The following is a 26,350-nucleotide window of genomic DNA, read 5'->3' as shown; positions in this document are numbered from 1 at the left end:
ATAGTTTTAATAATTAATTGATTTAATAACAAAAAATTACTATGGACTCGACGAACCATTTTCAAAGGTTCTTGCGATATTATTGTGCATAGTTATCTTTTACCTTATTAGTTGGTTGATACAACATAATTTTCGAGGCGGTATGAGTGTCAAGGGTTGTTGTTATGATAATGCTTGCGTGGAATTTTTTTCACTATCTGAAAATGGACTGCATTCATGATATTACCCAGCATTAGTGGACAGGCTCGTTCTTAATTCTATTTACCTCCGTATTCTATATCTATCCATTTATTATATTCTTCACGAAATGGTACCTGTAGATCATCTATTTTCTTAATAGCTTCATTTATGGCCGCCGTATCTATCCCGACAAATCGATATCCAGCATATAGTCGCATGATCAGGCATGTGAAAGCATCAGAGATATGTCTACTCAAATGAGCCAAATGTAAAGCAGATCGATTCTCATGCTCTCTACTATCTCTTTCAATCGGTAGTACTACCCCTAAATAATCGGCATGTAGAACATGGCTTGATACAGAGTACCCATATGATAATTCACTTAACCCATGAAATAGTTTTCCGCTACGGGTCAAACTTCCTATAATACTAGTAAACCCCCATCGCGTTTCAAGAGATCTGCGATAACTTTTATCGTACGTTTCATTAATCATTTTTCTTTCCTCATCAGCAAGCAAACGTTCCCGCAAAGGGAGCCATTTTTCATCATCAGAGTTAGGCAGGATGCTTAATAGCTCTAAAACCTTATTATCATCCTTGAGTAGGGATATCTCGTATTGCGCTGTTGAGTATTCATTAAACCTATCTTTAAATGTTTCTCTAGATTCAAGAAGAAATACAAATTTTAACGATGCTTCAATGATAGCCCTTTGCATCATTTCTGCGTCCCAAAGCTGCCCATATGAGGTCAATAAAAATAGACTTTCTGTTGACCTTGCTGATGCAGCAAGCAAAAAACCAATCGTACTTTGCTCTTCTTTAGTCCATTGGTCAAATAAAGCAACCGGAGTCATTAATGTTAGAAGTTTTCTCATTAATAACAATGATTTTTTTGACCAATCAGATTGAATAGCCAATAACTCATCCGTATACATAATATCCCCTGATTCAGAATACGTGTCTAACGACTTTTTATCTTACCAAAATCAAACGCACTCACCGCCTTTTCCCTATTAGCATCCAGAAAATCTGCCCACCATTGCAGCATAAGCTTACGCTCATCCAGATACTCAGCTTTAGGATATACGCCGCTCGTACCGAGTTGCGCTCCATGTGGCTCATCTGCCGTTCCATCGCATCCCTCGACCATAATCCTGATTCAATCAGTAAGCTACAGGCCATGGTGCGAAAGCCGTGGCGGGGTCAGTCCACTGGCAGCTTCTCTTTTATGTCTGGCATCAGCCAGTGAAACTTCGGGATAGACGCCAAACGCTATCAGGTGCTGTTTACCACCGAAACGAAAGCGCCAATACTTTGAGCCATTGGGATGAACCAGCAGATGCATACCATTGCCGTCGGTCAGCTTGTATTGCTTATCCGAAGGCTTGGCTGTTCTGACTTTGATATCAGTGAGCGCCATACTTATTTCCTCCCCGTTGGTACAAGCATTATCGAACCGAAAATACCATCAGCTGTACCAACAACTGTTGGTAGATGTACATAGATGTCGGTTGACCCTGAGAGAATGAATATAGCGGGAAAGGCGGGTAAATACTGGATTTCAGGCATAAAAAAAGACGTCGGTTGACGTCTATTTATATACTGTTGGTGCGAAGGCCGGACACGCAAAATGATGTAATTGATTGAATAATAAAATTTAATACTCACCAACCTAATTTAGGTGCCCCCTTTTATGCCCCCACTTCATTTTTAGCCCATGTTTTCAATGAGCTATATCACGTCATTTTATCAATAAGATTAATTCTTATCCGTTCCGGTTCGATTCCGTGTAACAGATCCTAACCCAACCCCGCTATGACGAAAATGTTGTTCATGAATGGCGTGTGGCTATTTGCTGTACCGTTCACTATACTGGATGTATAGCTATTCGCTACACAGAGAGGTCACGATGCGAACAGAGCCAAAAGAAATGCCGATTAATATTCGTGCTAAAGCATCACAGCGGGAGCTGATTGATGTCGCCGCTAAATTGCTGTCGAAATCAAGAACAGAGTTTATCCTTGATGCTGCCTGCCGTGAGGCTGAGGATGTGTTGTTGGATCAAAGGCTGTTTCTGGTCAATGATGAACAATATGATGCTTTCATTCAGGTGTTGGAATCACCAGTCACAGATAATCCGCGTGTGAATGCATTACTGAACAGGAAATCTCCGTGGGAATAACGGCACCTGAATTATTGCTGCCTCAACATGCAGTTGTGGATTTTCATTGTTCCGAGCCGTCATTGAATGAATGGCTGAAACGCAAGGCGTTAAAAAATCAGACGCTGGGCGCTTCACGCACCTTCGTGGTGTGTGAAGCCGGTACACAGCGTGTGGTGGGGTTCTATGCCCTCGCGTCGGGTAGCATCCAGCGTCAGGTTGCACCGGGCGCATTCCGGCGCAATATGCCTGACCCCATTCCTGTTCTGGTACTTGGCCGATTAGCCGTTGATGAACGTTATCAACGTATGGGGATCGGTGCCGGGCTTCTGAAAGATGCGGTACTCCGCTCCCGCAATGTAGCGCAGCAGGTAGGCAACAAAGCGTTATTGGTACATGCGTTATCTGATGAGGCAAAAGCGTTCTACCAATACTGGGGTTTTGTCCCGTCAGAAATACAGGAACACACCTTATTATTATCGTTATGGTAATAAATTTTTATCAAAATAAAGAGGGTTTATGAAGCATTTAATTAAGTTCTCTCTGATTTTAAGTACCTCATTAATGGCTATTCCCGCTTTTTCAGCTCCCTTCTCGAATGCTGAAATCTGTAAAGCAGCCATGTCAATGGAGTTCGCAAAAGAACCCAAAATAATGAAAACAAAAGTGAATGGGGATCTCGTTAATTTGCAATATCACAGGCCAAGTGATAATAGCCTGTGGAAATATCAGTGCAAGATGATAGAAGGGTCACGAGTGCTATGGCGAACCGCTGGAAGTGATTCGGAACCTAACTACATAGGCCGTTGGCGAGATAACCCGAATGACGCCTTAATCACTTATACAGAAGAGAATAGCATGCTAAAAATGACAAATAGCCAGGCTGGCGAACAAACATTTAAGCATGCTGATTTAAAATAAATGGCGTCATTTCCCATCAGTATTAGTCGAAAGCCAACCAATTAACGTTATTAGTAGCAACCAGACCTTATGGTTTGCCAATCATGATAGCGTCTGGCACCGCGCCCGCCCCCTTTTTGGGGAGGGGGCGGGCGCGGTGGAAACAAGAACAAATTGATTAAAAAATCAACGCAATGATTTTTAAAAATTTAAAGTCATTCCGAATATCCTCATTAAATTTATATTAATTAAAATTATTAAGATGATATTTTTTAGGCTTGCATTTCTTAATCTTAAGAATTATAGGAGATATATCAATTCTTGCTATTGATACAATATAACCCAAGGCCTTTAATGTCTTTAGAGTGTTTTTTAATGTTACTTTAGAAAAGAAAGGTAATTCCTGTGGCAGGTTCTTAACTGTCGCTATAGCATAAACAACTTTATATTTATTGGGATTTGGCCTTGAGTTTACATCATCTAATCTTATGGATTCAGGCAATTTAGGGTTTAACTTTTTTCTATAATCTTTGTCCTTAATGAATGCTTCTGCGGCAACCATACCTTGAAAGAATAAATGACTTAATGTACCAGAGCTTCTGTAATATTTAACATGAATAAAATCACATCCATTTCGAATAAGATCACAATGTTCCAATTTATCGTATACTCCACCTATTGCTATATTCTTTTTATCCATTAAAGAAAAGTTAGAATAATTTTTACAAAGGTAATCGTTATAAATATCTTCTCTTTCATGATCATAGATAGGAAAATCAAAATCATAATCACTTAAATCAACGAGATATTCATCAACAGAGTTAACAAAATCTTGATTTATTTTATACCACACTCCATTTCTTAATATATAATACGCATCACCAAAAATTATTTCAGCATACAAACATCTATATACAGACCAAGATTTGGTTGATATAAAATCACTATTATTTATATGAATAACGTCACCCTTAAGCCTGAATACAGAAATGGGCTCACCATTAAGATATTCTATATAATCATCTAATGTCAAAATAATATACCTAGGTGTTCTGGGATACATATCAAACGAATATCCAACTTGCCCCTCCCAATCAACTATCTCAGGTTCTCCTAACCAAAAATTGGTATAACACCCAGATGAAAAATAGTCATCCAACTCCAAATCAAGAATATCAATTTCATCTTGATCACGAACCCTGTTGATATTCTCAACCCAAGAAAACTTATCAGGTAGTTTTTTCTTATATCTCGAAATTGCTTCATGAAGAATTCCTGATATTTGTTCCAAAGTAATATCAACTGCAAGTGTGAGAGCATCTCTCCCAGTAACTTGACTACCAAATTCTTTAACCAAAGAAGTCCCAGTTACTGCGTAAAGCAACTCTGACTCTGAATCTAAATGAAGATTAAAAATATCTACATCTTTTGTACTTTGCGTTCGGGAATTTAAAGGATTATGATCATAACTAGCTTTATCTAAGCTTCTCAGTTTGTCTGGATCAACTGAATTTAATGTTACTCTTAAACCGAAGTCCCTTTCTATTTCTTCATCTTTTATTAAGTGAAAACCGGAACCAAATGATAAAATAAAAGCATACCCAAAAGCTCTAACAACAAAAACAGCACCAACGTTGCTAGACATACCAAAATAATCTGCATTTATATGCTCATAATGAGTAAACAATTTTGTCCAAGATGGAGTATTTTTAAAACTATTTTTTGCATATAGAAATGCATAATCAACTCCATCTAATTTTATCTCAATTCCATTTTTAGCCTTATCTATTTTTATGAATTCATCATCTTTTTTATTGGCATTTCTTACGAGATATATAGAAAGCTTTTCCTTTCTAGGTTGAGGTTTTTTCATATAATATCTCATTTTATTTGTTTTTATAAAAACCAAATGGCAATTATTTCATTATTATATTAGCGCTACCAATGCCAAAGAATCGTTCATACTCCTGAATAGCAAACGAATCCATCATACCTGCGATATGATCTATAGCTAACTTTTCCTTAGAATCAGGTAAATTTCTTATCTCAGGGGGAAATAATAGATTATTCCTATTTAATGCACTAGTATAAACTTCAAAAAGACCTTTAATTATATTCTCACCCTTTAACTCATAAAATTGTATATTTCTTTTTCTCAAAACAGCTTTAAACAAAAGCTTCTTCAAGCCTACAGCTAACTTACTTTTCGTTCTATATCCTAACAAGGATATACTATTATCATCTTTGACTATATCTATATCATTACAGAGAACATTAACTATATTTGAAGTCAATTCTTTTCTTTCAATCAACGCAAATTCTTCAGAAGTACAAAGCCTATGAGATAATAACGCATCCTTATGAACCATTTCATATATCTCACTTATATCATCAAACGCATCCTTAAATTCAACACTTATCTTAAACTCATGCAAAAGCTCGCCCATAGTTATATAATTCATGCTTAAAGCATCCTCTAAATCATGCGCAGCATAAGCAATTTCATCGGCAATATCCATAATCTGAGCATCAATACTTTTAATAATACCTATGTTCCTTTTATTTAATTCATCACTTAAGAACTGAAAATCATCATCATAAATAAATTTTTTATTACTTAATCCCTTCCTATTAAAATATTTAGTTACTGACAGCATTGTTCGAAGAGTAAGATTTAATCCGGAAAAAGAATGATGTTTTTTTTCTAGTATTCTTAATATCCTAAACGTCTGTGCATTACCCTCAAATCCGCCTTGATCTTTTATAAGTTCATTTAAAATTTTTTCACCATTATGGCCGAATGGTGGATTACCAAGATCATGAGCTAAAGATGCTGATTCAGCAACCACGGGGTTTTCTAAGCCTAAATCTGTAGCTATTGAGCGTGCAATTTGCGCAACCTCTAAGCTATGCGTTAATCTATTTCTTGTAAATTTGCTTGGATCTATATCTAAAAGTTGCATCTTTCCCTGTAAGCGCCGAAAAGATGACGAATAAAGAATCCGTGCGTAATCACGCATAAATGGATCTCTATCAACTGAACGCCGACTATCTTCGGTAAAGTAGCGACAGTCCAAGCTTAATAGTTTTTTCTCTTCTTCTTTCGCAAATTCCTTAACGTCTTCATTATACATAGCATTTACCTTTCCATGATTACTATTATCTAATAGTAGAATATCGGGAAAAGATAAACGTTAATTAGTTATGATTTATTGTTATAAATAATTGTCTTTTATGCTTTTACACCACGATTTATAAACTCATACGGCACGACATGCTCTTCCCGGTTGGCATCCAGATAATCTGCCCACCATTGCAGCATCAGCTTGCGTTCCTCAAGATGTTCCGCTTTATAGATATAAGCAGCACGGACGCCATTGCGTTCCTGATGGCTCATTTGCCGCTCTACCGCATCCCGCGACCACTGACCGGACTCAACCAACGCGCTACAGGCCATCGTGCGGAAGCCGTGTCCGCATACTTCGGTGGTAGTGTCATAGCCCATTGTTCGCAATGCACTGTTGATGGTGTTTTCACTCATCGGTTTGGTTGGTCGGTGGTCGCCGGGGAAGATCAGTTCGTGAGCGCCGCTGATAGCCTTAATCTCTTCCAACAGTGCTAAAGCCTGTCGGGATAACGGCACCAAATGTTCAGAGCGCATCTTTGCACCACGCTGTGAGTGTTTCACTCCGGGGATGGCTTCACGTTCGGGCGGTATCGTCCACATCGCACGTTTAAAGTCGATTTCCGGCCAACGGGCAAAGCGTAGCTCACTGGAACGGATAAAAACGCACAGGGTGAGTTTTAAAGCCAATCGGGTTAACGCTCGCCCTTTGTAGCGTTCAATCCGTGCCAGAAAGCCAGGCAGTTTATCGAGCTTCAAGGCTGGCCGATGCGTTGCCTTTGGCGCAGCTATCGCCCCGGTGAGATCCTGCGCCGGGTTGCGCTCTATCAGGTCATTTTGTACCGCGTAACGCATGATATCGGTAACGCGCTGGCGTAGCCGCGACGCCAAATCAAGATGGCCGTTTTGCTCCACGGCTTTAAGCGGTTCAAGCAGGTCTTTGGTTTTCAGGTCAGCGATGTGGCGCTGGCCGATGGCAGGCAGAATATTGCGCTCCATGTCACGCCATACCCGTCCGGCGTGTGTTTGTGACCATCGGTTTTGGCTGATGTTTCGGTGCCAGTCTCTTGCCACCTTTTCAAAGGTGTTCAGTGCATCCTGTGCCTGTTCTTTCTCTTCTTCCCGCTTTTCCGTTGGGTGGATGCCTTCTGACAGCAGTAATCGCACCTCGTTGCGTTTCTCCCTGGCCTTCGCCAGCGAGATCAGCGGGTAGGCACCGAAAGCAATCCGGCTTTCCTTACCGTCGAAACGGTACTTGAGATACCAGCGCTTAGAACCGTTAGGACTCACCAGAAGGTACAGGCCATGTGCATCCGCAAGCTTGTAGGCTTTCTCGCGGGGCTTAGCGGTACGAGCAACAACGTCAGTCAGGGCCATAATTGGGGGTCAACTCATAATCGAAGCGAATTGACCCTTATCTTGACCCCCAAATAATCTGGATTACAACGGATGCAAAAAGACCACTGTGGAAAAAACGCACAATCCACCCAGACAATAAAATCAGGATAAATAGTTATTTAACAATGATATATGGAAGTCAATGGACGATAGCGGACACAAAAAAAGCCACCCGAAGATGGCTTGATTTTTGAATTTTGGTGCCGAAGGCCGGACTCGAACCGGCACGTATTTCTACGGTTGATTTTGAATCAACTGCGTCTACCGATTTCGCCACTTCGGCACGAAGTAGTACTTTGCGGAAAACGTGGTGGATTATACCGTGGTGCGGGCCCGGCGCAACCCCAATCCGTCGTATGGCGTTGCGAGCGCTGAAAAAATCGCCGTTGTCGAGGTTTCATCGTCTTAATGCCTTGCCGTCGTAGCATTATTCCCGACGTGTCCTGAAGCCAGCGAGCAATGGCGCGCGTTAAAAAGACACACCCGGCGATGCGGCAGACCTTCATCATTGATACCGGACAACACGCCTCATCACTGCCGGCATGCACCGATGGAAGACCAACCATCGCCACGCCCAACGCAGCGGTTTAGCGCTGATAAAAAAACGGGCGAGCCGCAGCTCACCCGTTTAGTGGGAAAGGTGAATCAGCGCCGTTTCAGCAGCAGCATGATGCTGATAAACAGGAACAGTGCGCTCGGCAGCGACGCCCCCAGCACCGGCGGAATGTGGTACACCAGACTGAGCGGGCCGAAGATTTGGTCCAGCACGTAGAACAGAAAACCAAAGCTGATGCCGATCACGATACGCACGCCGGCCGGCACGCTGCGTAGCGGGCCGAAAATAAATGACAGCGCCATCAGCATCATCACCGCCACCGACAGCGGGGCGAACAGCTTGCTCCACATGTTGAGCTGATAGCGGCTCGCTTCCTGGCCGCTCTGGTGCAAGTAGTTGATATAGTCGAACAGACCGCGGATCGATAGCGCGTCCGGATCCAGCGCCACCACGCCGAGCTTGTCCGGCGTCAGGTTGGTTTTCCATTCGCCGCTCACCGTCTGGCTGCCGCCAATCTGTTTGCTGTCGCGCAGGTCGGACTCTTCAACCTGAGACAGTTTCCAGGTGCCGTTCTCATACAGGGCCGATGCGGCGTAGCGTATCGACAACAGTTTACTTTGTTTGTCGAAGTGGTAGATATTGACGCCGGCTAGTTCGTTTTCTCCCGCCACCCGCTGGATGTAGACAAAATCATTGCCGTCTTTGGCCCATAACCCGCCTTGGGTCGAGAGCATCGAGCCGCCGTACATCATCTGGGAACGGTAGTTGCGGGCCATCTGCTCGCCCGCCGGTGCCATCCATTCGCCAATCGCCATAGTCAGCAACACCAGCGGAATGGCGGTTTTCATCACCGCGGCGGCAATCTGCAAGCGGGTAAAGCCGGAAGCCTGCATCACCACCAGCTCGCTGCGGGTGGCGAGGGTGCCAAGCCCGAGCAGCGCGCCCAACAGCGCAGCCATCGGGAAGAAAATCTCAATGTCTTTCGGCACGCTGAGCAGCGTATACAGCCCGGCGCCCATCACCGAGTAACCGCCCTGCCCGACTTTACGTAGCTGATCGACAAACTTGATGATGCCGGACAGCGACACCAACATGAACAACGTCATCATGATGGTGTTGAAAATGGTTTTACCGATATAGCGGTCCAGTACGCGAAACATCTTAGGCCGCTCCTTTCGTTTTCTGGCCGTTGGCTGATTTCAGGCTGGCGCGAATTTTACGCGCCGGCAGGCTGTCCCACAGATTCAGGGCGATAGCCAGCGCAAAATAGCCCAGATTGGTCAGCCACATCCACACCAACGGGTCAAGCTTACCTTTACCGGCGTTGGAGCGCAGCGAACTCTGCAACAGGAAGAACACCAGATACAGCAGCATGGCGGGCAGCATGCTCAGCACCCGGCCCTGACGCGGGTTAACCACACTCAGCGGCACCACCATGATGGCCATGACTAACACCGACAGAATCAGCGTCAACCGCCAGTGAAACTCGGCTCGGGCGGCGATATCCGACGAACGCCACAGTGTTTGCATATCCATCTGGTCGACGTTGTTCGGATCGAGCGCAACCGGCTGGTAGCCGATAATCGCCTGATAATCGATGAAATCGGTGATACGGAAATCCCGCAGCATCGCCGTGCCTTCATAGCGCGTCCCCTTGCTCAGCGTCACCACCTGGGAGCCGTCGCCGCGTGCCGCGACCGTTCCGCGATCGGCCACCACTACCGATGGCCGGGTGTTCTCGCGCGGATGCAATTGCGCCAGGAACACCCGTTCAAAATCACTGCCATTCGCCTTGCCGACGAACAGTACCGAGTTGCCGTCCTGCGTCTGTTGGAACTGGCCTTCCGCCAGCGACGCCATGCCAGGGTTGGCGCGCGCCTCCGCCAGCACTTCGTCCTGATGGCGCGACGACCAGGGGCTCAGCCACAACACATTCGCGGCGGCGAACGACGCCGTCAGCAGCGACAGCAACAGCGCGGCCTTAAGCAATACGCCTTTGCTCAGCCCGCAGGCATGCATTACGGTGATTTCGCTTTCAGCGTAGAGCCGCCCGAAGGTCATCAGCAGCCCGAGGAACAGGCTCAACGGCAGAATCAGTTGCGCCATCGCGGGCACGCCCAGCCCCAGCAGGGACAAAACCAGGTTTGTCGGGATGTCGCCGTCCACGGCAGCGCCCAGTATCCGCACCAGTTTCTGACAGAAAAAAATCAGTAACAGGATAAACAGAATGGCCACCTGGCTCTTGAAGGTTTCCCGTACCAGATATCGAATGATGATCACGCTTAATTACGCCTGTGAAAACTTGTATTTTTGCAGGAAAGTCGATAGTTTTTTCGCTAACTCGCCATTTACACTCATTTGTGGCAACCTTCGTAGCTAAAGCATTATTAAAACATCCCTGTTTGTGGGATGTTTATCAGAACCTGCTGAGTATCCTCTGCACAGATTCGCTACGTCGTTTAAATTAACACAGGTTATGTTAACGCAACGGCGGGAAAATATTACGGAATGTCACATTCTAGCCGTAGAGTCCGCCGTTGTCTTTAAAGATTCAGGAGAGTACATGGAGTTCAGCGTAAAAAGCGGTAGCCCGGAAAAACAACGCAGTGCCTGCATTGTCGTCGGCGTGTTTGAACCGCGTCGGCTGTCCCCTATCGCAGAACAACTCGATAAAATCAGCGACGGTTACATCAGCGCGCTACTTCGCCGTGGCGAACTGGAAGGCAAGGTCGGGCAATCCCTGCTTTTGCACCATGTACCCAATATCCTTTCCGAGCGCATTTTGCTGATTGGCTGCGGCAAAGAGCGCGAGCTTGATGAACGCCAGTACAAGCAGGTGATCCAGAAAACCATCAACGCCCTCAATGAAACCGGCTCGATGGAAGCCGTCTGCTTTTTGACCGAACTGCATGTAAAAGGTCGCAACACCTACTGGAAAGTGCGTCAGGCGGTCGAAACCGCCAAAGAAACGCTCTATACCTTTGATCAGCTGAAGACCAATAAGGTCGAGCTGCGTCGCCCGTTGCGCAAAATGGTGTTCAATGTGCCGACCCGCCGCGAGCTGACCTCCGGCGAGCGCGCCATCCAGCACGGCCTGGCGATCGCCTCCGGCATCAAAGCGGCTAAAGATCTGGGCAACATGCCGCCTAACATCTGTAACGCCGCCTATCTGGCCTCGCAGGCGCGCCAGTTGGCCGACGGCTACAGCCAGGTCACTACCCGCGTCATCGGCGAACAGCAGATGAAAGAGCTGGGCATGAACGCGTATCTGGCGGTAGGACAAGGCTCGCAGAACGAATCGCTGATGTCGGTGATCGAATACAAGGGCGACCCGGACAACAACAGCAAGCCGATCGTGCTGGTGGGTAAAGGTCTGACCTTTGACGCCGGCGGCATCTCCATTAAACCGGCCGACAGCATGGACGAAATGAAGTACGACATGTGCGGCGCGGCCTCGGTTTACGGCGTGATGCGCGTGGCGGCGGAGCTGGCGTTGCCGCTCAACATCATCGGTATTCTGGCCGGTTGCGAAAATATGGTCGATGGTCGTTCCTATCGTCCCGGCGATATTCTGACCACCATGTCAGGCCAGACGGTGGAAGTGCTGAACACCGACGCCGAAGGCCGTCTGGTGCTGTGCGACACCCTGACCTACGTCGAGCGCTTCGAGCCGGACGTGGTGATTGACGTCGCCACCCTGACCGGCGCCTGCGTTATCGCGCTGGGTCACCACCTGACCGGGCTGATGTCGAACCACAATCCGCTGGCGCACGAACTGCTGGGCGCGTCGGAACAAGCGGGCGACCGCGCCTGGCGTCTGCCGCTGGGCGACGAATATCAGGAGCAGTTGGACTCCAACTTCGCCGACATGGCCAACATCGGCGGCCGTCCGGGCGGAGCGATCACCGCCGCCTGTTTCCTGTCGCGCTTTACCCGCAAGTACAGTTGGGCGCATCTGGATATCGCCGGCACCGCCTGGCGCTCCGGCAAAGCTAAAGGCGCGACCGGCCGCCCGGTGGCGCTGCTGTCGCAGTTCCTGCTGAACCGCGCCGGGTTGAATGACGCCGAGTAATCATCGGCAATCGCCACCGCCGGCCGGTGGCGTATTCATCCCTTTACGGCCTGATCCCCGCGCTTGCGGGGATTTGTTATTCTGTCTGTGACCCTCATCGGTATGCGGAGCACCATGAAAAACGCGACCTTCTATCTTATTGATCACGATCGCCCCAGCGGCGAGCTGAACGCCTGCGAAGCGCTGGCCTGCTCCCTGGCGGCGGCGCGCTGGCGTGCCGGTCAGCGAGTGTTGATCGCCTGCGAGGATGAACAGCAGGCATTGAGGCTGGACGAGGCGCTGTGGCAACGCGAACCTCACGAATTCGTGCCGCATAATCTGGCGGGAGAAGGGCCGCGGCAAGGCGCGCCGGTGGAGCTGGCCTGGCCGCAGAAGCGCGGCAACGCGCCGCGCGACCTGTTGATCAGCCTGCAGCCGCAGTTCGCAGATTTTGCCACCGCTTTCCATGAAGTGATAGACTTCGTCCCTTACGAAGAATCTCTGAAACAGTTGGCGCGCGACCGCTACAAGGCCTATCGCAGCGTCGGCTTCCAATTGACCACGGCGACGCCGCCAACTCACTGACTTTTTGAGCATAATGGAAAAGACATACAACCCGCACGACATTGAGCAGCCGCTGTACGAGCACTGGGAAAAACAGGGCTACTTCAAGCCCCATGGCGACACCAGCCAGGAAAGCTTCAGCATCATGATCCCGCCGCCCAACGTCACCGGCAGCCTGCACATGGGTCATGCTTTCCAGCAAACCATTATGGACACGATGATCCGCTACCAGCGTATGCAGGGTAAAAACACCCTGTGGCAGGCTGGGACCGACCACGCCGGTATCGCCACCCAGATGGTAGTGGAGCGCAAGATCGCCGCCGAAGAGGGCAAAACCCGTCACGATTACGGCCGCGATGCGTTTATCGATAAAATCTGGCAGTGGAAGGCGGAATCCGGCGGCACCATTACCCGTCAGATGCGCCGTCTGGGCAACTCGGTAGACTGGGAGCGCGAGCGCTTCACCATGGACGACGGCTTGTCCAACGCGGTGAAGGAAGTGTTCGTTCGCCTGTATAAAGAAGACCTGATCTACCGCGGCAAACGCCTGGTGAACTGGGATCCGAAACTGCGCACCGCCATTTCCGATCTGGAAGTGGAAAACCGCGACGTCAAAGGCTCGATGTGGCACCTGCGCTACCCGCTGGCGGACGGCGCTAAAACCGCCGACGGCAACGATTATCTGGTGGTGGCGACCACCCGTCCGGAAACCGTGCTGGGCGATACCGGCGTGGCGGTGAACCCGGAAGATCCGCGCTACAAGGATCTGATCGGCAAATTCCTGATCCTGCCGCTGGTCGGCCGCCGCATTCCGATCGTCGGCGACGAACACGCCGATATGGAAAAAGGCACCGGCTGCGTGAAGATCACCCCGGCGCATGACTTCAACGACTACGAAGTCGGCAAGCGCCATCAATTGCCGATGATCAACATCCTGACTTTTGACGGCGATATCCGTCAGGAAGCGGAAGTCTTCAGCAGCAACGGTGAAGCCAACACCGCCTACAGCAGCGACATTCCGGAGGCTTTCCGCGGACTGGAACGTTTTGCCGCCCGTAAAGCGGTGGTGGCCGCTTTTGACGAACTGGGCCTGCTGGAAGAAATCAAAGCACACGACCTGACCGTGCCCTACGGCGACCGCGGCGGCGTAGTCATCGAACCGATGCTGACCGACCAGTGGTACGTCCGTGCCGGCGTGCTGGCCAAGCCGGCCGTCGAAGCGGTGGAAGACGGCCGTATTCAGTTCGTGCCGAAGCAGTACGAAAACATGTACTTCAGTTGGATGCGCGACATTCAGGACTGGTGTATCTCCCGCCAGCTGTGGTGGGGCCACCGTATTCCGGCGTGGTACGACGATAACGGCAAGGTGTATGTCGGCCGTGATGAAGCCGAAGTGCGCCGCGACAACAACCTGAGCGCCGATGTAGCATTGCATCAGGACGAAGACGTACTGGACACCTGGTTCTCCTCCGGGTTGTGGACCTTCTCCACCCTAGGCTGGCCGGAACAGACGCCGGAGCTGAAAGCCTTCCATCCGAGCAGCGTGATGGTCAGCGGCTTCGACATCATCTTCTTCTGGATTGCCCGCATGATCATGCTGACCATGCACTTCATCAAAGATGAAGACGGCAAGCCGCAGGTGCCGTTCCACACTGTGTACATGACCGGCCTGATCCGCGATGAGGAAGGCCAGAAGATGTCCAAATCCAAGGGTAACGTGATTGACCCGCTGGATATGGTGGACGGTATTTCGCTGGAAGCGCTGCTGGAAAAACGCACCGGCAACATGATGCAGCCACAGCTGGCGGAGAAAATCCGCAAGCGCACCGAGAAACAGTTCCCGAACGGCATCGAACCGCACGGCACCGACGCGCTGCGCTTTACGCTGGCGGCGCTGGCTTCTACCGGCCGCGACATCAACTGGGACATGAAACGTCTGGAAGGTTACCGCAACTTCTGCAACAAGCTGTGGAACGCCAGCCGCTTCGTGCTGATGAACACCGAAGACCAGGACTGCGGCTTTACTGGCGGCGGGGAAAAAGTGCTGTCGCTGGCCGACCGCTGGATTCTGGCGGAATTCAACCGCACGGTAAAAACCTACCGCGAAGCGTTGGACGGCTATCGTTTCGATCTGGCCGCCAACGTGCTGTACGAGTTCACCTGGAACCAGTTCTGCGACTGGTATCTGGAACTGACCAAGCCGGTGATGACCGGCGGCAGCGACGCGGAACTGCGCGGCACCCGCCATACGCTGGTCACCGTGCTGGAAGCGCTGCTGCGTCTGGCGCACCCGATCATTCCGTTCATTACCGAAACCATCTGGCAACGGGTGAAAGTGCTGAAAGGCGTGACCGCCGACACCATTATGCTGCAGCCGTTCCCGGCTTTTGACGCCACGCTGGAAGACGAGCAGGCGTTCAACGATCTGGAGTGGATCAAACAGGCGATCGTCGCGGTACGCAACATCCGCGCCGAAATGAACATTGCGCCCAGCAAGCCACTGACGCTGCTGCTGCGCGATGCGTCCGCCGATGCTACCCGCCGCGTGCAGGACAACCTCGGTTTTATTCAGACGCTGGCGCGTCTGGAGAGCATCACGCTGTTGCCAGCCGGCGACAAAGGCCCGGTATCCGTCACCAAACTGGTGGATGGCGCTGAGCTGCTGATCCCGATGGCGGGTCTTATCGACAAAGTGGCCGAGCTGGATCGTCTGGCAAAAGAAGTGGCGAAGCTTGAACTGGAAATCAGCCGCATCGACAGCAAGCTGTCTAACGAAGGCTTTGTCGCGCGCGCGCCGGAAGCGGTCGTCGCCAAAGAGCGCGAAAAACGCGACGGTTACGCGGTTGCCAAAGCCAAACTGCTGGAACAACAGGCCACCATCGCCGCGCTGTAATCAGGTCGCCGACTGACGCAGTCAACGCTGCGTCGGTCTTGATTGATGCCGTGTTTGCCTGAGAGAGACAAAAAGTAAAAGCCCCGCTTGTTATCGCGGGGCTTTTTATTGATGTAATTCTAACGTCTATCTATGGGTTAGCGCGCGCCGACCAGCGCCACGCGCGGCTGTGCATTGAGGCTACCGGTCAGCATCGGTTGCGTCTCGCTGTCGAGACGGAAGCTGGCGATCGACTGTTGCAGATGCGTCACCTGGGCCTGCAGCGAACTGGCGGCGGTCGCCACCTCCGCCACCAGGCTGGCGTTCTGCTGGGTCACGCCGTCCATCTGGTTGATGGCGATATTAATCTGCGAAATACCCCGGCTCTGCTCGCCGGAAGACAGCATGATTTCGCCCATGATATCCACCACTTTGCGAACATCCGACAGGATTTCATCCATCGTCTTGCCGGCCACTTCCACTAGCCCGGCGCCTTTTTCGATACGGTTCAGTGAATTATCGATCATGGTGCCGATCTCTTTGGCCGCCGTGGCGCTGCGCTGCGCCAGCGTGCGCACTTCGGATGCCACCACCGCGAACCCTTTCCCCTGTTCGCCCGCCCGTGCGGCCTCCACCGCCGCGTTCAGCGCCAGCAGGTTGGTCTGGAAGGCGATGCCGTCGATCACGCCCACGATGTCGGAAATGCGGGCCGAACTCTGCTGGATAGACCGCATGGTATCCACCACTTCCGTCACCACGTTACCGCCGCGAGAAGCGGAATCCGACGCTTTCTTCGCCAGATCGTTCGCCTTGCGGGTGTTGTCTTCATTGTTGCCCACCGTCGACAGAATCTGTTCCATACTGGCGGCGGTTTCATCCAGCGACGCGGCCTGCTGCTCGGTACGGCTGGACAAATCAATGTTGCCGGAGGCGATCTCCTCAACGCCGACACTGATGGCGTCGGTGCCGTTGCGCACCGCCCGCACCATATTTTCCAGCCCGTCGCGCATATGTTGCACCGCACCAAACAGCTGGGCGATTTCATTATTGCCGCGAATATCGATTTTGGCGCGCAGGTCGCCCTCAGCAATCCGGTCAAATACGGTAATCGCCTGATTGAGCGGTTTCACCACCAGATTGGTCAGGATAGACCAGGCCAGCGCCGCCAGCACCAGCGCGCACACAATCACCACCGACAGGATCATCTGCATACGGCTAACGCGCGCATTCGAGTCACTGTAAGCCTCGTCGATGCTCTGGCGCTTGTACTGCACCAGTTTTTTCGCCGCGCCGTCAAAATCGGCGTACAGCGTGGTGGATTTCCCCGCCCGCTGGCGATAGTCATCCAGATTGCCGGCTTCCAGCGCGATAAACGCCGGGTTGATGAACTCATTCATCAGGGTGTCGCGTTTCGCCGCCATATCGGAAGAAATGATCTTTTCCTGTTCGAATTGCGGATAGGTCAGGTACTCCTGCCACTTCTTGCCGGCATCATCAATTTTGCCTCTGGCGCGCTTAAGCGCCACCGTGGCGGCATCCTTGTCCCCTTTCCCCATCAGGGATTCGTACAGCCGTAAATCCAGACGAGCGCGCAATAACAATTCCGAGCTTTCATTCAGCGCCACCAACCCCGGCAACACCACGTTATCCACATGCGCAAACGATTTATTACCCGACTGGACGGCCACCAACCCCAGGACGCCCACAATCAATGACAGCACCGCCAGAGAGAACACCATAATACTGAGCGTTGTGCGGATCTTTATCTTACGAAACATAATTGTCCCTGTTGTTTGGTAATAAGAAACCATGAGCTTCAGCTCACACGTAAACCGCAACAAAAATGAAAAGGAAATATCATGAAAGGAAAGGCCGACGTTATTGTGTCGTTATCGTCGGCCCGACGCGGTTAATTTCTGTTATTTATTATGGGGTGGAACCGCTGCCAAAAACTCACCCAATTTATTTTTGTAAAACTTCGCCGACATCATGGTGGCATGACCGCTGGTTTCCTTACTTGCCGGAATCAAAAACAGCTCGGCGTGTTTTACCTTTTTCAGTTCACTTTCCAATATTCCTGTTTCAACCGGATTACGTTCATCATCGGCGGAATTAATCACCAGCAACGGCGCCTTGATACGGGCCAATTCCGGCGACGCGTTATAATCCGCCGAAGAATTCCAGATATAAATAAAGTCGTTGGCATCGCTGGTGACCGGCGCGGCTAAGCGCTCATCCACCAGTTTGTCCGCCAGGGCACGAGTCGGCGCTTTGCTCTGGTAGGCCAGCGTACCGCCGGTGGTGGCGATGCTGAACATGATGTTGGCGGTCTGCAGCGACGGCGGCTGGGTGGTGTAATCGCCGTTTTTCCACGCCGGATCGCGCTTGATGGTTTCAATCAGCATACGGCGCAACATCCAGTTGCGGCCCGACAGTTCATTCGGCTGCGACGCCATCGGCACCAGCGCATCCATCATGTCCGGGTATTTTTCGCCCCACATCCAGGTATGCATGCCGCCCATCGAATATCCCATCACCAGACGCAGATGCGTAATGCCGAGCCCTTCTGTCAGCAAGCGGTATTGCGCCAGCACCATGTCATCGTAGTTATATTGCGGGAATTTAGTGCGCAGGCCGTCAGACGGCTTGGCGGATTTTCCTGAACCGATGCTTTCAGGAATAATGATGAAATATTTGCTGGTGTCCAACGGCTGGCCGGGACCAAATAATTCGCCGCCAAAACCGGCGGCCAATAAGGCGCCGATCGGCTGATTAGTGCCGTGCAGCAATAATACGGCCGGCTTTTTACTGTCGCCCAACGTGTAATAATGAATACGGAGATTGTTGACGGTTTCTCCGGTATGGAATCGGAATTCAGGCGCGGCCCAATTCCCTTCTTGTGGTTGTAGCGTTTGTGCGGTCGAAAAAGGGGATAAAACCAACAGAAAAATCAGACCAGCCAGTCCAGACAACAAGCGATTAACCATAGAACAACTCTTCCATAATCATAGGCGGGGGACCCTGATGTTAATGTTTCCTGTAAAATATCCCAATAATGCTCGCCTGCTAATCATTGAAAAAATAATTATATGCCGCCAATTTTAGTTATCGCGGCATATAATTTAGTCCTGAACAATACTCATGAAACAATCCGTGTCCTGATTCTGTTCAGGCATGCGCCGCTCACCGCAGAGAAAGCCCGCCGTTACCCTCCGGTTGCCGATATTGTCGCCTGTGCGCGAAGGTTAAAGAGAGAAACCGGGCCATCCTCTACAGCGGCAGATGCAGAAACTGGTTGAATTCGCTGGCCGTATACTCAGCAAATGCCTCGCCATTCACAAAACCGTGCCGACGATACAGCGCCAGCGCCGGTTCAAACGCCGAACCGCTGCCGGTTTCCAGACTCAGGCGGTGCAAGCCGCGCCGACGCGCTTCGGCCAGAATATGGGCCAGCAGGCACGCGGCCACCCCCTGACGCAGGCACTGCGGGTGGGTACGCATCGATTTCAGCTCTCCGCTGCCGTCCGGCAGCATTTTCAGCGCTCCTATACCGGCGATCTGCTCGCCGCGCCAGACGCTCCAGAACGTGATGTCCGGTGCCTGTAAACCGGATAGATCCAGCGCGAACACCTGCTCCGGCGGTGAATTATCGTGCATGCCTGCCAGATGCAGGGCCACCAGCACTCGTGTGGCCTCGCCGCTCAGATCGTCTTCGCGGATCACCAGCGGCGCCCGCGGGGATGAGTTTGTCATTATCGTCAGCTCCATCGTCAGCTCCGTAGTAAAAAAAGATCAGGGGGTGCAGATAGCAATCAGGTAGCGAACCGGATCCGGGCCGGGATTATGGAAGCCAGATGCGCCATACAGGCGATAGCGCAGGCTGTCCTGCGGACCGAGCGTGTGGGTCACGCCTTCCAGCGTCATCACCAACTGACCCTCCAGCACATACAGGTGATGCTCCAGCCCCGCCAACGGCGGCGCGCTGTAATCGATACGCGCGCCGGTCGGCAGCTCGCCATGAATCATTTCGGCACGAAAACCCGCGGAAGGGGGAGAAATACTGCGCCGGACAAACCCGGTTTCCGGGTCAATCCATACCGGTTGTTGCGCGGCGCTCAGCTTCTGCGGCAGTTGGGTTTCCACTTCGGCCAGCAGGCACGACATGGTACAGCCGTACACCGCGCACAAGCGGCCCAATAACGCCGCCGTCGGGCTGGACTCCATCCGTTCCAGCCGGGACAAGGTAGCGCGGCTGATGCCGCTGTTCTGCGCCAGTTCATCCAGCGACCAGCCGCGCTCACGGCGCAGCGCCGCCAGCCGCCCGGCCAGACGACGATCGGTTTCGGAAAGACGATCGGTTTCGGAAATAGAGGGTTCCATCGCGTATCCTTGATTATCAATTTTGATAAAAAATCTCACAAATGAGAAAACAGATCAAGATACGTTCAGATTAAGACGCTGTAAATACGGGTTATTCCGTCGCACGTTCAACGGCGGGAGCCGCGCCATGGTCGAGCGATTACCGCTGCGCTAATCCACGGTTGCGCTTTTCGTTACGCGTCTTTATCAATAACGGGGTTTTGAGCCGGCGCGTCGGTACGTATAATCGGCGGTACGTATCACCGACAGTACGTATCATCGGGAAACGCCAGCCGGTTGCCGACGTTTTCGACCTGACAGGATTCTGCCGACAAGAGTGAGCAACATGACAATTTCAGCGTCCACACCACTGCTGACCCGCCCGATTACGGCCGCGGACAACGCGGCGATTGCCAGCGTGATCCGCCGGGTTTCCGCTGAATTCGGCCTGACGGCCGACAAAGGGTATACCGTGTCCGACCCGGACCTGGACCAGTTGTTCGAACTCTATTGTCGCCCTGCCAGCGCTTACTGGGTAGTGGAGTGCAATGGCGAAGTGGTGGGCGGCGGCGGCCTGGCCCCGCTGTCCGGCGGCGAATCGGATATTTGCGAATTGCAGAAAATGTATTTTCTACCGCTGGCGCGTGGCCAGGGCATCGCCCGCCGGCTGGCGGAGCTGGCGCTGACGTTTGGCCGCGAGCAGGGGTTTCGCCGCTGCTATCTGGAAACCACCGCGCACCTGACCAGCGCCATCCACCTGTATGAAAAACTCGGCTTCGAGCATATCCCGCATGCTATGGGCAGCACGGGTCATGTGGATTGTGAAGTCAGGATGCTGAAAACGCTGTAAGGACGCGGGCGCTGTCATTGCGCCGCATAAAAACACATCGCCCGGCAATTGCCGGGCGATACGCAAGCGGGGAATCAGTGGCGTTTGCCGTCGTCATCCTCATCATAGAAGTCTTCGTCTTCCTCGAATTCGTCTTCATCCTCGCCGTCCGGGTCCTCGAAATAGGTGCCCCAGCCGTCGTAATTGACGCCATGACGCTCAGCCAGCGCCAGCAGTTGTTCCACCTGCTGATCGATCAGCTCAGCGTTCAACGCCAACTCGCTGATAGCATCGCAGCACATCAGCATCACGCCGTCTTCCATTTCCATTTCTTCGGCGTCGGTGACTTCGTAACCCAGCTTGAACGCATCCACCGCCACTTTTTCCAGATCTTCAAACTTCTCGGCTGAGAAATGGTGTTCGATGGTATAGAGCGCATCGGGATCGCTGCCGTCCTCCAGCAACTCCTCAATGATCAGGCGGGTCTCTTCACGTTGTTCTTCCAGCAGTTCGCGGTTTGCCATGTCTCAGTCCTCATCAAAGCGGCAAAGATAGGGTTATTTTCCCACAGGCTAGCCTCTCTCTCCACCAGAAAGTTTGAACGCGGCACTTGAATTTGAATATTTACACATATAAAGTGAATTTTAATTCAACCTTAAACGTTGAGCCACATGGAGAAGACAACGATGAACCCGTTCTACAAACGCCATTTTTTACGGCTGATGGATTTCACTCCAGCTGAGATCAGCAGCCTTCTGACCCTCGCCGCCACCCTGAAAACCAATAAGAAAAACGGCGCCGAAACCCGTCACCTGCAAGGTAAAAACATCGCACTCATCTTCGAAAAAGATTCGACCCGCACTCGTTGCTCTTTCGAAGTTGCTGCATACGATCAAGGCGCGCAAGTCACCTACCTCGGCCCCAGCGGCAGCCAGATCGGCCATAAAGAATCCATGAAAGACACCGCCCGGGTGCTGGGCCGCATGTACGACGGCATCCAGTACCGCGGCTACGGCCAGGTGCTGGTGGAAACCCTGGCCGAGTTTTCCGGCGTGCCGGTGTGGAACGGCCTGACCAACGAATTCCATCCGACCCAGTTGCTGGCGGACCTGCTGACCATGCAAGAGCACCTGCCAGGCAAATCGCTGTCGGGCATGGCGCTGGCCTACGTGGGCGACACCCGCAACAATATGGGCAACAGTATGCAGGAAGCCGCCGCCATCACCGGGCTGGATCTGCGATTAATCGCCCCGAAAGCCTGCTGGCCGGATGCCGGTCTGGTGGCGGAATGTCAGGCTGCGGCCGCTAAAACCGGCGGTTCGATTACGCTGACTGAAGACGTGGCGGCCGGGGTAAACGGCGTAGACTTCATCTATACCGACGTGTGGGTCTCGATGGGGGAAGCGAAAGAGGTATGGCAGCAGCGTATCGACCTGCTGCGGCCATATCAGGTTAACGCCGCGATGATCGCCGCCACCGGCAACCCGCAGGTGAAATTCCTGCACTGCCTGCCGGCGTTTCATGACGACCAGACCACGCTCGGCAAACAGATGGCGGAGCAATACGGCCTGCACAACGGTATGGAAGTCACCAACGATGTGTTTGAATCCGCCCACAGCATTGTGTTCGATCAGGCGGAAAACCGCATGCACACCATCAAAGCGGTGATGGTGGCGACGTTAAGCCACAGCGTCGAGATTTAAGCAGCAAAAAACAGTGAGCCACACCGACGACGATGTGGCTCAGCAGCGGGCCGGATAACCGGCGTTATCAGCCCATACGCTTATCCTGACGCGGTTTACAGTTCCTCGCCGTTTGAAGCAATCACCCGTTGATACCAGTGGAAGGATTTCTTCGGCGTGCGCGCCAGCGTTCCGGTGCCGTCATCGTGCTTGTCGACGTAGATGAAGCCGTAGCGTTTGGCCATCTCACCGGTGGTGAACGACACCAGATCGATACAGCCCCACGGCGTGTACCCCATCAGGTCGACGCCATCCTCCCACACCGCCGCCTTCATGGCTTCGATATGGGAACGCAGGTAATCGATACGGTAGTCATCCTGACACACGCCGTTTGCGTCCGGTTTGTCGATGGCGCCCAGCCCGTTTTCCACGATAAACAGCGGCACTTCATAACGCTCATACAACGTCACCAACGCATAGCGCAGCCCGGTTGGGTCGATCTGCCAGCCCCAGTCGCTGGCTTTCAAATGCGGATTGGCAATCGAATGTTCGGAGCTGCCGTCCATGCTGGCGTCAGTCTTGTTTTGCACATCGTGTTTTACTACGTTCGACATGTAGTAGCTAAAGCCAATGTAGTCCGCCTTGCCTTCCTGCAGTATCCGTTCGTCTCCCGGTTCCATGTGGATGTGGTAGCCCTTGAGCGCCCATTCGCGCCGGGCATAGGCCGGATAATGGCCGCGCACGTGCACATCGGTGAAGTAGAAACGGTCGTGCATCGAACGCGTCGCCAACATCACGTCGTCCGGATGACAAGAGTGCGGGTAGTACGGCACGAACGCGCACATGCAGCCCACTTTGATATCCGGGTTGATGTCATGCGCTTTTTTCACGATCAGCGCGCTGGCGACAAACTGGTGGTGTACCGCCTGATACATCGCCTCTTCCGGTTTGGCCTTCTGCGGAAACCTCACCCCGGAACACATCCAGCCGAAAATCTCGGCCGACACGTTCTTCTGGTTGTTGATCTCGTTGAAGGTCATCCAGTACTTCACCTTGTGCTGATAGCGTTCGATCACCGTAGCAGCGAAGTGCACGAAGCAGTCCAGCGTTTTGCGGCTCATCCAGCCGTCATACTGCTGCACCAGATGCAGCGGCATCTCGAAATGGCTAAGGGTCAACACCGGCTCGATACCGTGTTTGAGCAGTTCATCGATCAGGTCGTCGTAAAACTTCAGCCCCGCCTCGCACGGCTCCGCTTCATCGCCGTTGGGGAAAATACGCGTCCAGGCGATGCTGGTGCGAAAACATTTGAAGCCCATTTCCGCAAACAGCGCGATGTCATCCTTGTAACGATGATAAAAGTCGATTGCCTCGTGGTTCGGGTAGGACTCGCCGGGAACGACGCCGTCGGTAATGCGCCGCAGTTTGCCGTGCGCGCCGGCGGTCAGCACATCCACTACGCTGACGCCCTTGCCGCCTTCATTCCAGCCGCCTTCCAGCTGATGCGCCGCCACCGCGCCGCCCCATAAGAACCCTGCGGGTAGTTGACTCATATTCTCCACCTCCTCGTTAAATACCGTCATACGCCGACGGTAAGGCACTCAATATTCACTGTCATATCAAACCGATGTGCTTGTCCGGGTCGCCGACGTTGCCTCCGCTGGCGCCGCGGCCGTTTCCTCCACCGGATCGTCAAACCCCACCACCATCACCAGTCCGATAGTCAGCACAATTGCCACACCGCAGCCAGCCAGCTCGCCGATAAACGACATCGGGGCGGATGGGTTGATGGCGTTGATCATCGTCAGCACGCCCGGCAATGCGGCATAAGCGTAATACAGCGATCCGAACAGGCTGGCGACTACCGCGCCCACCGCCCCGCCGATGCAGCCGCAGATGAAGGGCTTCTTGTAGCGCAGCGTCACTCCGTAAATAGCCGGTTCGGTGATGCCGAAAATCGCCGTCACCCCCGCCGACATCGAACGCGCTTTCAGTTCACGATTACGCGTTTTCAAAAAACAGCCGAATGCGGCCGCCATCTGGGCGACCACGGCGACGGTCTGGAACGCCTGAAACGAGTCGTAACCGTTCAGGTCAAAGTTAGCCACCACCACCGGCGTGATGCCCCAGTGCACGCCGAAGATCACAATGATCTGCCACACGCCGCCAATAATCGCGGCCGCCAGCGCCGGGAAGGCATTGAACAGCGCGTTATAGCCGGCGGCGATCCCGGTGGCGACCCAGGTGCTGGCCGGGCCGATCAACAGCAACGTCAGCGGCACCACAATCACAAAGCAAATCAACGGGGTAAACAGCGCGCTGACGATATCCGGCAATCGTTTTTCCACCCGGCGCTCCACCCACGCCAGCACCCACACCAGAAACAGCGGCGGCAATACCGACGCGGTATACACCGTCTTCGCCAGCGGCAGCCCCAGAAGAGTGATCGACTCGCCGGCGGCGATTTTCCCCGCCATCGCCGTCCATTCCGGGTTGATCAACGCGCAGCAGCACAGCACCGCGATATAGGTGTTGCAGCGGAAATGACGGGAAGCAGTAAGAGCGATAAACACCGGCAGAAAGGCGAACGGCGTCCAGGACATGAAATTAAGCACGCGATAGGTACCGGTCAGCGCAAAACCGGCGGAGAACTGCTGAATAACGATCAGTATGCCCTGCAGTATCCCTGCCGCCGCCAGGATATACACAATCGGCGCGAACACCGCCGACATGGTGGCGATCACCGTATCCAGCACGCGTCGACGGGGTTCTTCGCCGTGCTGCGCGCCCTCGCCGAGCAGTGCCGCCATCTGCTGGTACACTTCCGCCACATGCACGCCGATGACAATCTGAAACTGACCGGCGCTCTCCACCACCGCAATCACGCCGGGCAGACTCTGAATCCGCGCTTTCGCGTTATCAGGCGTTTGCGCCAGTATCAGGCGTAGCCGGGTGGCGCAGCGGGAAAAATCGACAATATTCGGCTGACCGCCCACTTCCTGCAGAATGTTCTGCGCTAATTTCGCGTAATCTCGGATCCCTGACATGGCGCCACCTTAATGTTGATGTTCGGTAACCACTTCGTTGATTCGACCACCACTGAAACCGGTTTCAGACTGCATGAAAGCCATTATCACTGCAACCGGTTTCATAAAACCTTATGCCGGTTTTACGGGCGGGATCACATCCGATACGGCGCTAATAGCGGGAGATACAGGAGGAAAAGCGAAGCCAGCCCAAATACAAAAAAGAGGATGTGAACAAACCCCTTGGTAGTACAGGAGGAAGGATTTTCCCGGCGTCAAAAACTGTGCTGAGGCGAGCGACTTCGCCGGGTGAGCGGCAGGACGCCGCGAAAGCTCGTGCCGTGCCGGGAGCACGTCACGAGCGGCCCGAACAGCGAAGTCGAACGCCGAAGGTAGCGCGTAGCGCCACAGTTTAGCCACCAGCCAGTGGTCAAGGAGAGGCGGCGTTGAGTAACCGTGTCTCCAGTCAAGTATTTCAACTGGCTACCACCCCATAATCCCTGTCATATCGTTGCTGCGTATGCAGCACGCCGTAACACAGATGAACCAGCTTCCTCATCGCCGCTCCTATCGCCAGCATCTTTGCCTTGCCTTTTAGCAACAGTCGCTCGTATTGCGCCTTCACATGACGATTGTGACTGATGGCCG

At 52.3% G+C, this 26,350-nt stretch carries 22 protein-coding genes, 1 tRNA gene and 2 pseudogenes; 8 read left to right on the top strand and 17 right to left on the bottom strand.

The genetic code is table 11. From position 1 onward, the window contains the following. Nucleotides 1–257 precede the first annotated feature (257 nt). From DDA898_RS02460 to DDA898_RS23940, 3 genes and pseudogenes are all read right to left on the bottom strand, one after another. A complete protein-coding gene (locus DDA898_RS02460; protein ID WP_038910100.1) occupies nt 258–1,115 on the bottom strand; it encodes a DUF5677 domain-containing protein in 858 nt (285 codons plus the stop codon). A 26-nt stretch (nt 1,116–1,141) separates the two neighbouring features. Further along, nucleotides 1,142–1,377: pseudogene (locus DDA898_RS23945) on the bottom strand (integrase); the annotation flags it as partial. Continuing rightward, nucleotides 1,352–1,600 (bottom strand): Arm DNA-binding domain-containing protein, encoded by a 249-nt coding sequence (locus DDA898_RS23940; protein WP_038910097.1) that lies wholly within the window; start codon nt 1,598–1,600, stop codon nt 1,352–1,354. The pseudogene DDA898_RS23945 and the gene DDA898_RS23940, both read right to left, overlap by 26 nt. 489 nt (nt 1,601–2,089) lie before the next feature. On the opposite strand from DDA898_RS23940, the gene DDA898_RS02445 reads away from it, so the two are divergent. The 3 genes from DDA898_RS02445 to DDA898_RS02435 are packed head-to-tail and all read left to right on the top strand — an operon-like array spanning nt 2,090 to nt 3,262. Beyond that, nucleotides 2,090–2,362 (top strand): type II toxin-antitoxin system TacA family antitoxin, encoded by a 273-nt coding sequence (locus DDA898_RS02445; RefSeq protein WP_013316118.1) that lies wholly within the window; start codon nt 2,090–2,092, stop codon nt 2,360–2,362. Further along, entirely contained in the window at nt 2,353–2,832 is a 480-nt protein-coding gene (locus DDA898_RS02440) for a GNAT family N-acetyltransferase (protein ID WP_013316117.1), read from the top strand. Before DDA898_RS02445 ends, DDA898_RS02440 begins: the two co-directional genes overlap by 10 nt. Nucleotides 2,833–2,860: 28 nt before the next feature. Beyond that, the gene (locus DDA898_RS02435) at nt 2,861–3,262 is read left to right on the top strand and encodes a hypothetical protein (RefSeq protein WP_038910096.1); all 402 of its coding nucleotides are present in this window, start codon (nt 2,861–2,863) and stop codon (nt 3,260–3,262) included. 223 nt (nt 3,263–3,485) lie between these two features. On the opposite strand, the gene DDA898_RS02430 is transcribed toward DDA898_RS02435, so the two are convergent. The 6 genes from DDA898_RS02430 to lptF form a co-directional block, all read right to left on the bottom strand. Continuing rightward, nucleotides 3,486–5,114, bottom strand: coding sequence for a TIGR04141 family sporadically distributed protein (locus tag DDA898_RS02430; protein ID WP_038910095.1), 1,629 nt, complete (start codon nt 5,112–5,114; stop codon nt 3,486–3,488). Nucleotides 5,115–5,157: 43 nt separating this feature from the next. Next, complete coding sequence (dgt, locus tag DDA898_RS02425) at nt 5,158–6,375, bottom strand: dGTP triphosphohydrolase (RefSeq protein ID WP_038910094.1); 1,218 nt, start codon at nt 6,373–6,375, stop codon at nt 5,158–5,160. Between the two features lie 98 nt (nt 6,376–6,473). Next, entirely contained in the window at nt 6,474–7,742 is a 1,269-nt protein-coding gene (locus DDA898_RS02420) for a tyrosine-type recombinase/integrase (RefSeq protein WP_038910093.1), read from the bottom strand. A 219-nt stretch (nt 7,743–7,961) separates the two neighbouring features. After that, nucleotides 7,962–8,046 (bottom strand) — tRNA-Leu (locus tag DDA898_RS02415). A 362-nt stretch (nt 8,047–8,408) separates the two neighbouring features. Then, nucleotides 8,409–9,479 carry an LPS export ABC transporter permease LptG gene (gene lptG, locus DDA898_RS02410; protein ID WP_013316106.1) on the bottom strand — a complete coding sequence of 357 codons (1,071 nt, stop codon included), beginning with the start codon at nt 9,477–9,479 and terminating at the stop codon, nt 8,409–8,411. A 1-nt stretch (nt 9,480) separates the two neighbouring features. Beyond that, nucleotides 9,481–10,599 carry an LPS export ABC transporter permease LptF gene (gene lptF, locus DDA898_RS02405; RefSeq protein WP_038910092.1) on the bottom strand — a complete coding sequence of 373 codons (1,119 nt, stop codon included), beginning with the start codon at nt 10,597–10,599 and terminating at the stop codon, nt 9,481–9,483. Nucleotides 10,600–10,882: 283 nt separating this feature from the next. Between lptF and pepA the strand changes: the two genes are divergently transcribed. From pepA to DDA898_RS02390, 3 genes are all read left to right on the top strand, one after another. Further along, nucleotides 10,883–12,391 carry a leucyl aminopeptidase gene (gene pepA / locus DDA898_RS02400; RefSeq protein ID WP_013316104.1) on the top strand — a complete coding sequence of 503 codons (1,509 nt, stop codon included), beginning with the start codon at nt 10,883–10,885 and terminating at the stop codon, nt 12,389–12,391. 114 nt (nt 12,392–12,505) lie between these two features. Continuing rightward, on the top strand, nt 12,506–12,955 hold the full coding sequence (locus DDA898_RS02395; RefSeq protein WP_013316103.1) for a DNA polymerase III subunit chi: 450 nt from the start codon (nt 12,506–12,508) through the stop codon (nt 12,953–12,955). Between the two features lie 13 nt (nt 12,956–12,968). Then, the gene (locus DDA898_RS02390; RefSeq protein WP_038910090.1) at nt 12,969–15,827 is read left to right on the top strand and encodes a valine--tRNA ligase; all 2,859 of its coding nucleotides are present in this window, start codon (nt 12,969–12,971) and stop codon (nt 15,825–15,827) included. A gap of 137 nt (nt 15,828–15,964) precedes the next feature. On the opposite strand, the gene DDA898_RS02385 is transcribed toward DDA898_RS02390, so the two are convergent. The 4 genes from DDA898_RS02385 to DDA898_RS02370 all read right to left on the bottom strand — a co-directional run bounded on the left by DDA898_RS02385 (nt 15,965) and on the right by DDA898_RS02370 (nt 20,186). After that, nucleotides 15,965–17,584 (bottom strand): methyl-accepting chemotaxis protein, encoded by a 1,620-nt coding sequence (locus DDA898_RS02385; protein WP_038910089.1) that lies wholly within the window; start codon nt 17,582–17,584, stop codon nt 15,965–15,967. A 141-nt stretch (nt 17,585–17,725) separates the two neighbouring features. Beyond that, nucleotides 17,726–18,793: an alpha/beta fold hydrolase gene (locus DDA898_RS02380; protein WP_038900124.1), complete on the bottom strand. Its 1,068-nt coding sequence runs from the start codon at nt 18,791–18,793 to the stop codon at nt 17,726–17,728. 283 nt (nt 18,794–19,076) lie between these two features. Beyond that, nucleotides 19,077–19,559, bottom strand: coding sequence for a GNAT family N-acetyltransferase (locus DDA898_RS02375; RefSeq protein WP_038912398.1), 483 nt, complete (start codon nt 19,557–19,559; stop codon nt 19,077–19,079). A 39-nt stretch (nt 19,560–19,598) separates the two neighbouring features. Further along, nucleotides 19,599–20,186: a helix-turn-helix domain-containing protein gene (locus DDA898_RS02370; protein ID WP_038900123.1), complete on the bottom strand. Its 588-nt coding sequence runs from the start codon at nt 20,184–20,186 to the stop codon at nt 19,599–19,601. A 325-nt stretch (nt 20,187–20,511) separates the two neighbouring features. Between DDA898_RS02370 and DDA898_RS02365 the strand changes: the two genes are divergently transcribed. Further along, the gene (locus DDA898_RS02365; protein ID WP_038910087.1) at nt 20,512–21,015 is read left to right on the top strand and encodes a GNAT family N-acetyltransferase; all 504 of its coding nucleotides are present in this window, start codon (nt 20,512–20,514) and stop codon (nt 21,013–21,015) included. Between the two features lie 74 nt (nt 21,016–21,089). Here the strand turns inward: DDA898_RS02365 and rraB are convergent, their stop codons facing one another. After that, nucleotides 21,090–21,518, bottom strand: a complete 429-nt coding sequence (gene rraB, locus DDA898_RS02360) for a ribonuclease E inhibitor RraB (RefSeq protein ID WP_013316093.1) — start codon at nt 21,516–21,518, stop codon at nt 21,090–21,092. A 162-nt stretch (nt 21,519–21,680) separates the two neighbouring features. Between rraB and argF the strand changes: the two genes are divergently transcribed. After that, nucleotides 21,681–22,697 (top strand): ornithine carbamoyltransferase, encoded by a 1,017-nt coding sequence (gene argF, locus DDA898_RS02355; RefSeq protein ID WP_038910086.1) that lies wholly within the window; start codon nt 21,681–21,683, stop codon nt 22,695–22,697. A 95-nt stretch (nt 22,698–22,792) separates the two neighbouring features. Here the strand turns inward: argF and DDA898_RS02350 are convergent, their stop codons facing one another. The 3 genes and pseudogenes from DDA898_RS02350 to DDA898_RS21910 all read right to left on the bottom strand — a co-directional run. Beyond that, nucleotides 22,793–24,229 carry a 6-phospho-beta-glucosidase gene (locus DDA898_RS02350; RefSeq protein ID WP_038910085.1) on the bottom strand — a complete coding sequence of 479 codons (1,437 nt, stop codon included), beginning with the start codon at nt 24,227–24,229 and terminating at the stop codon, nt 22,793–22,795. 66 nt (nt 24,230–24,295) lie between these two features. Then, the gene (locus DDA898_RS02345; RefSeq protein WP_038910084.1) at nt 24,296–25,723 is read right to left on the bottom strand and encodes a PTS transporter subunit EIIC; all 1,428 of its coding nucleotides are present in this window, start codon (nt 25,721–25,723) and stop codon (nt 24,296–24,298) included. 454 nt (nt 25,724–26,177) lie between these two features. Next, nucleotides 26,178–26,350, bottom strand: a pseudogene (locus DDA898_RS21910) (IS110 family RNA-guided transposase); the annotation flags it as partial.

Origin of the sequence: Dickeya dadantii NCPPB 898, assembly GCF_000406145.1 — a bacterium.
In the GTDB taxonomy this organism is placed as follows: domain Bacteria; phylum Pseudomonadota; class Gammaproteobacteria; order Enterobacterales; family Enterobacteriaceae; genus Dickeya; species Dickeya dadantii.
Note: the sequence above shows the minus strand (reverse complement) of the source record. Positions and strands in the feature narration are given on the sequence as shown.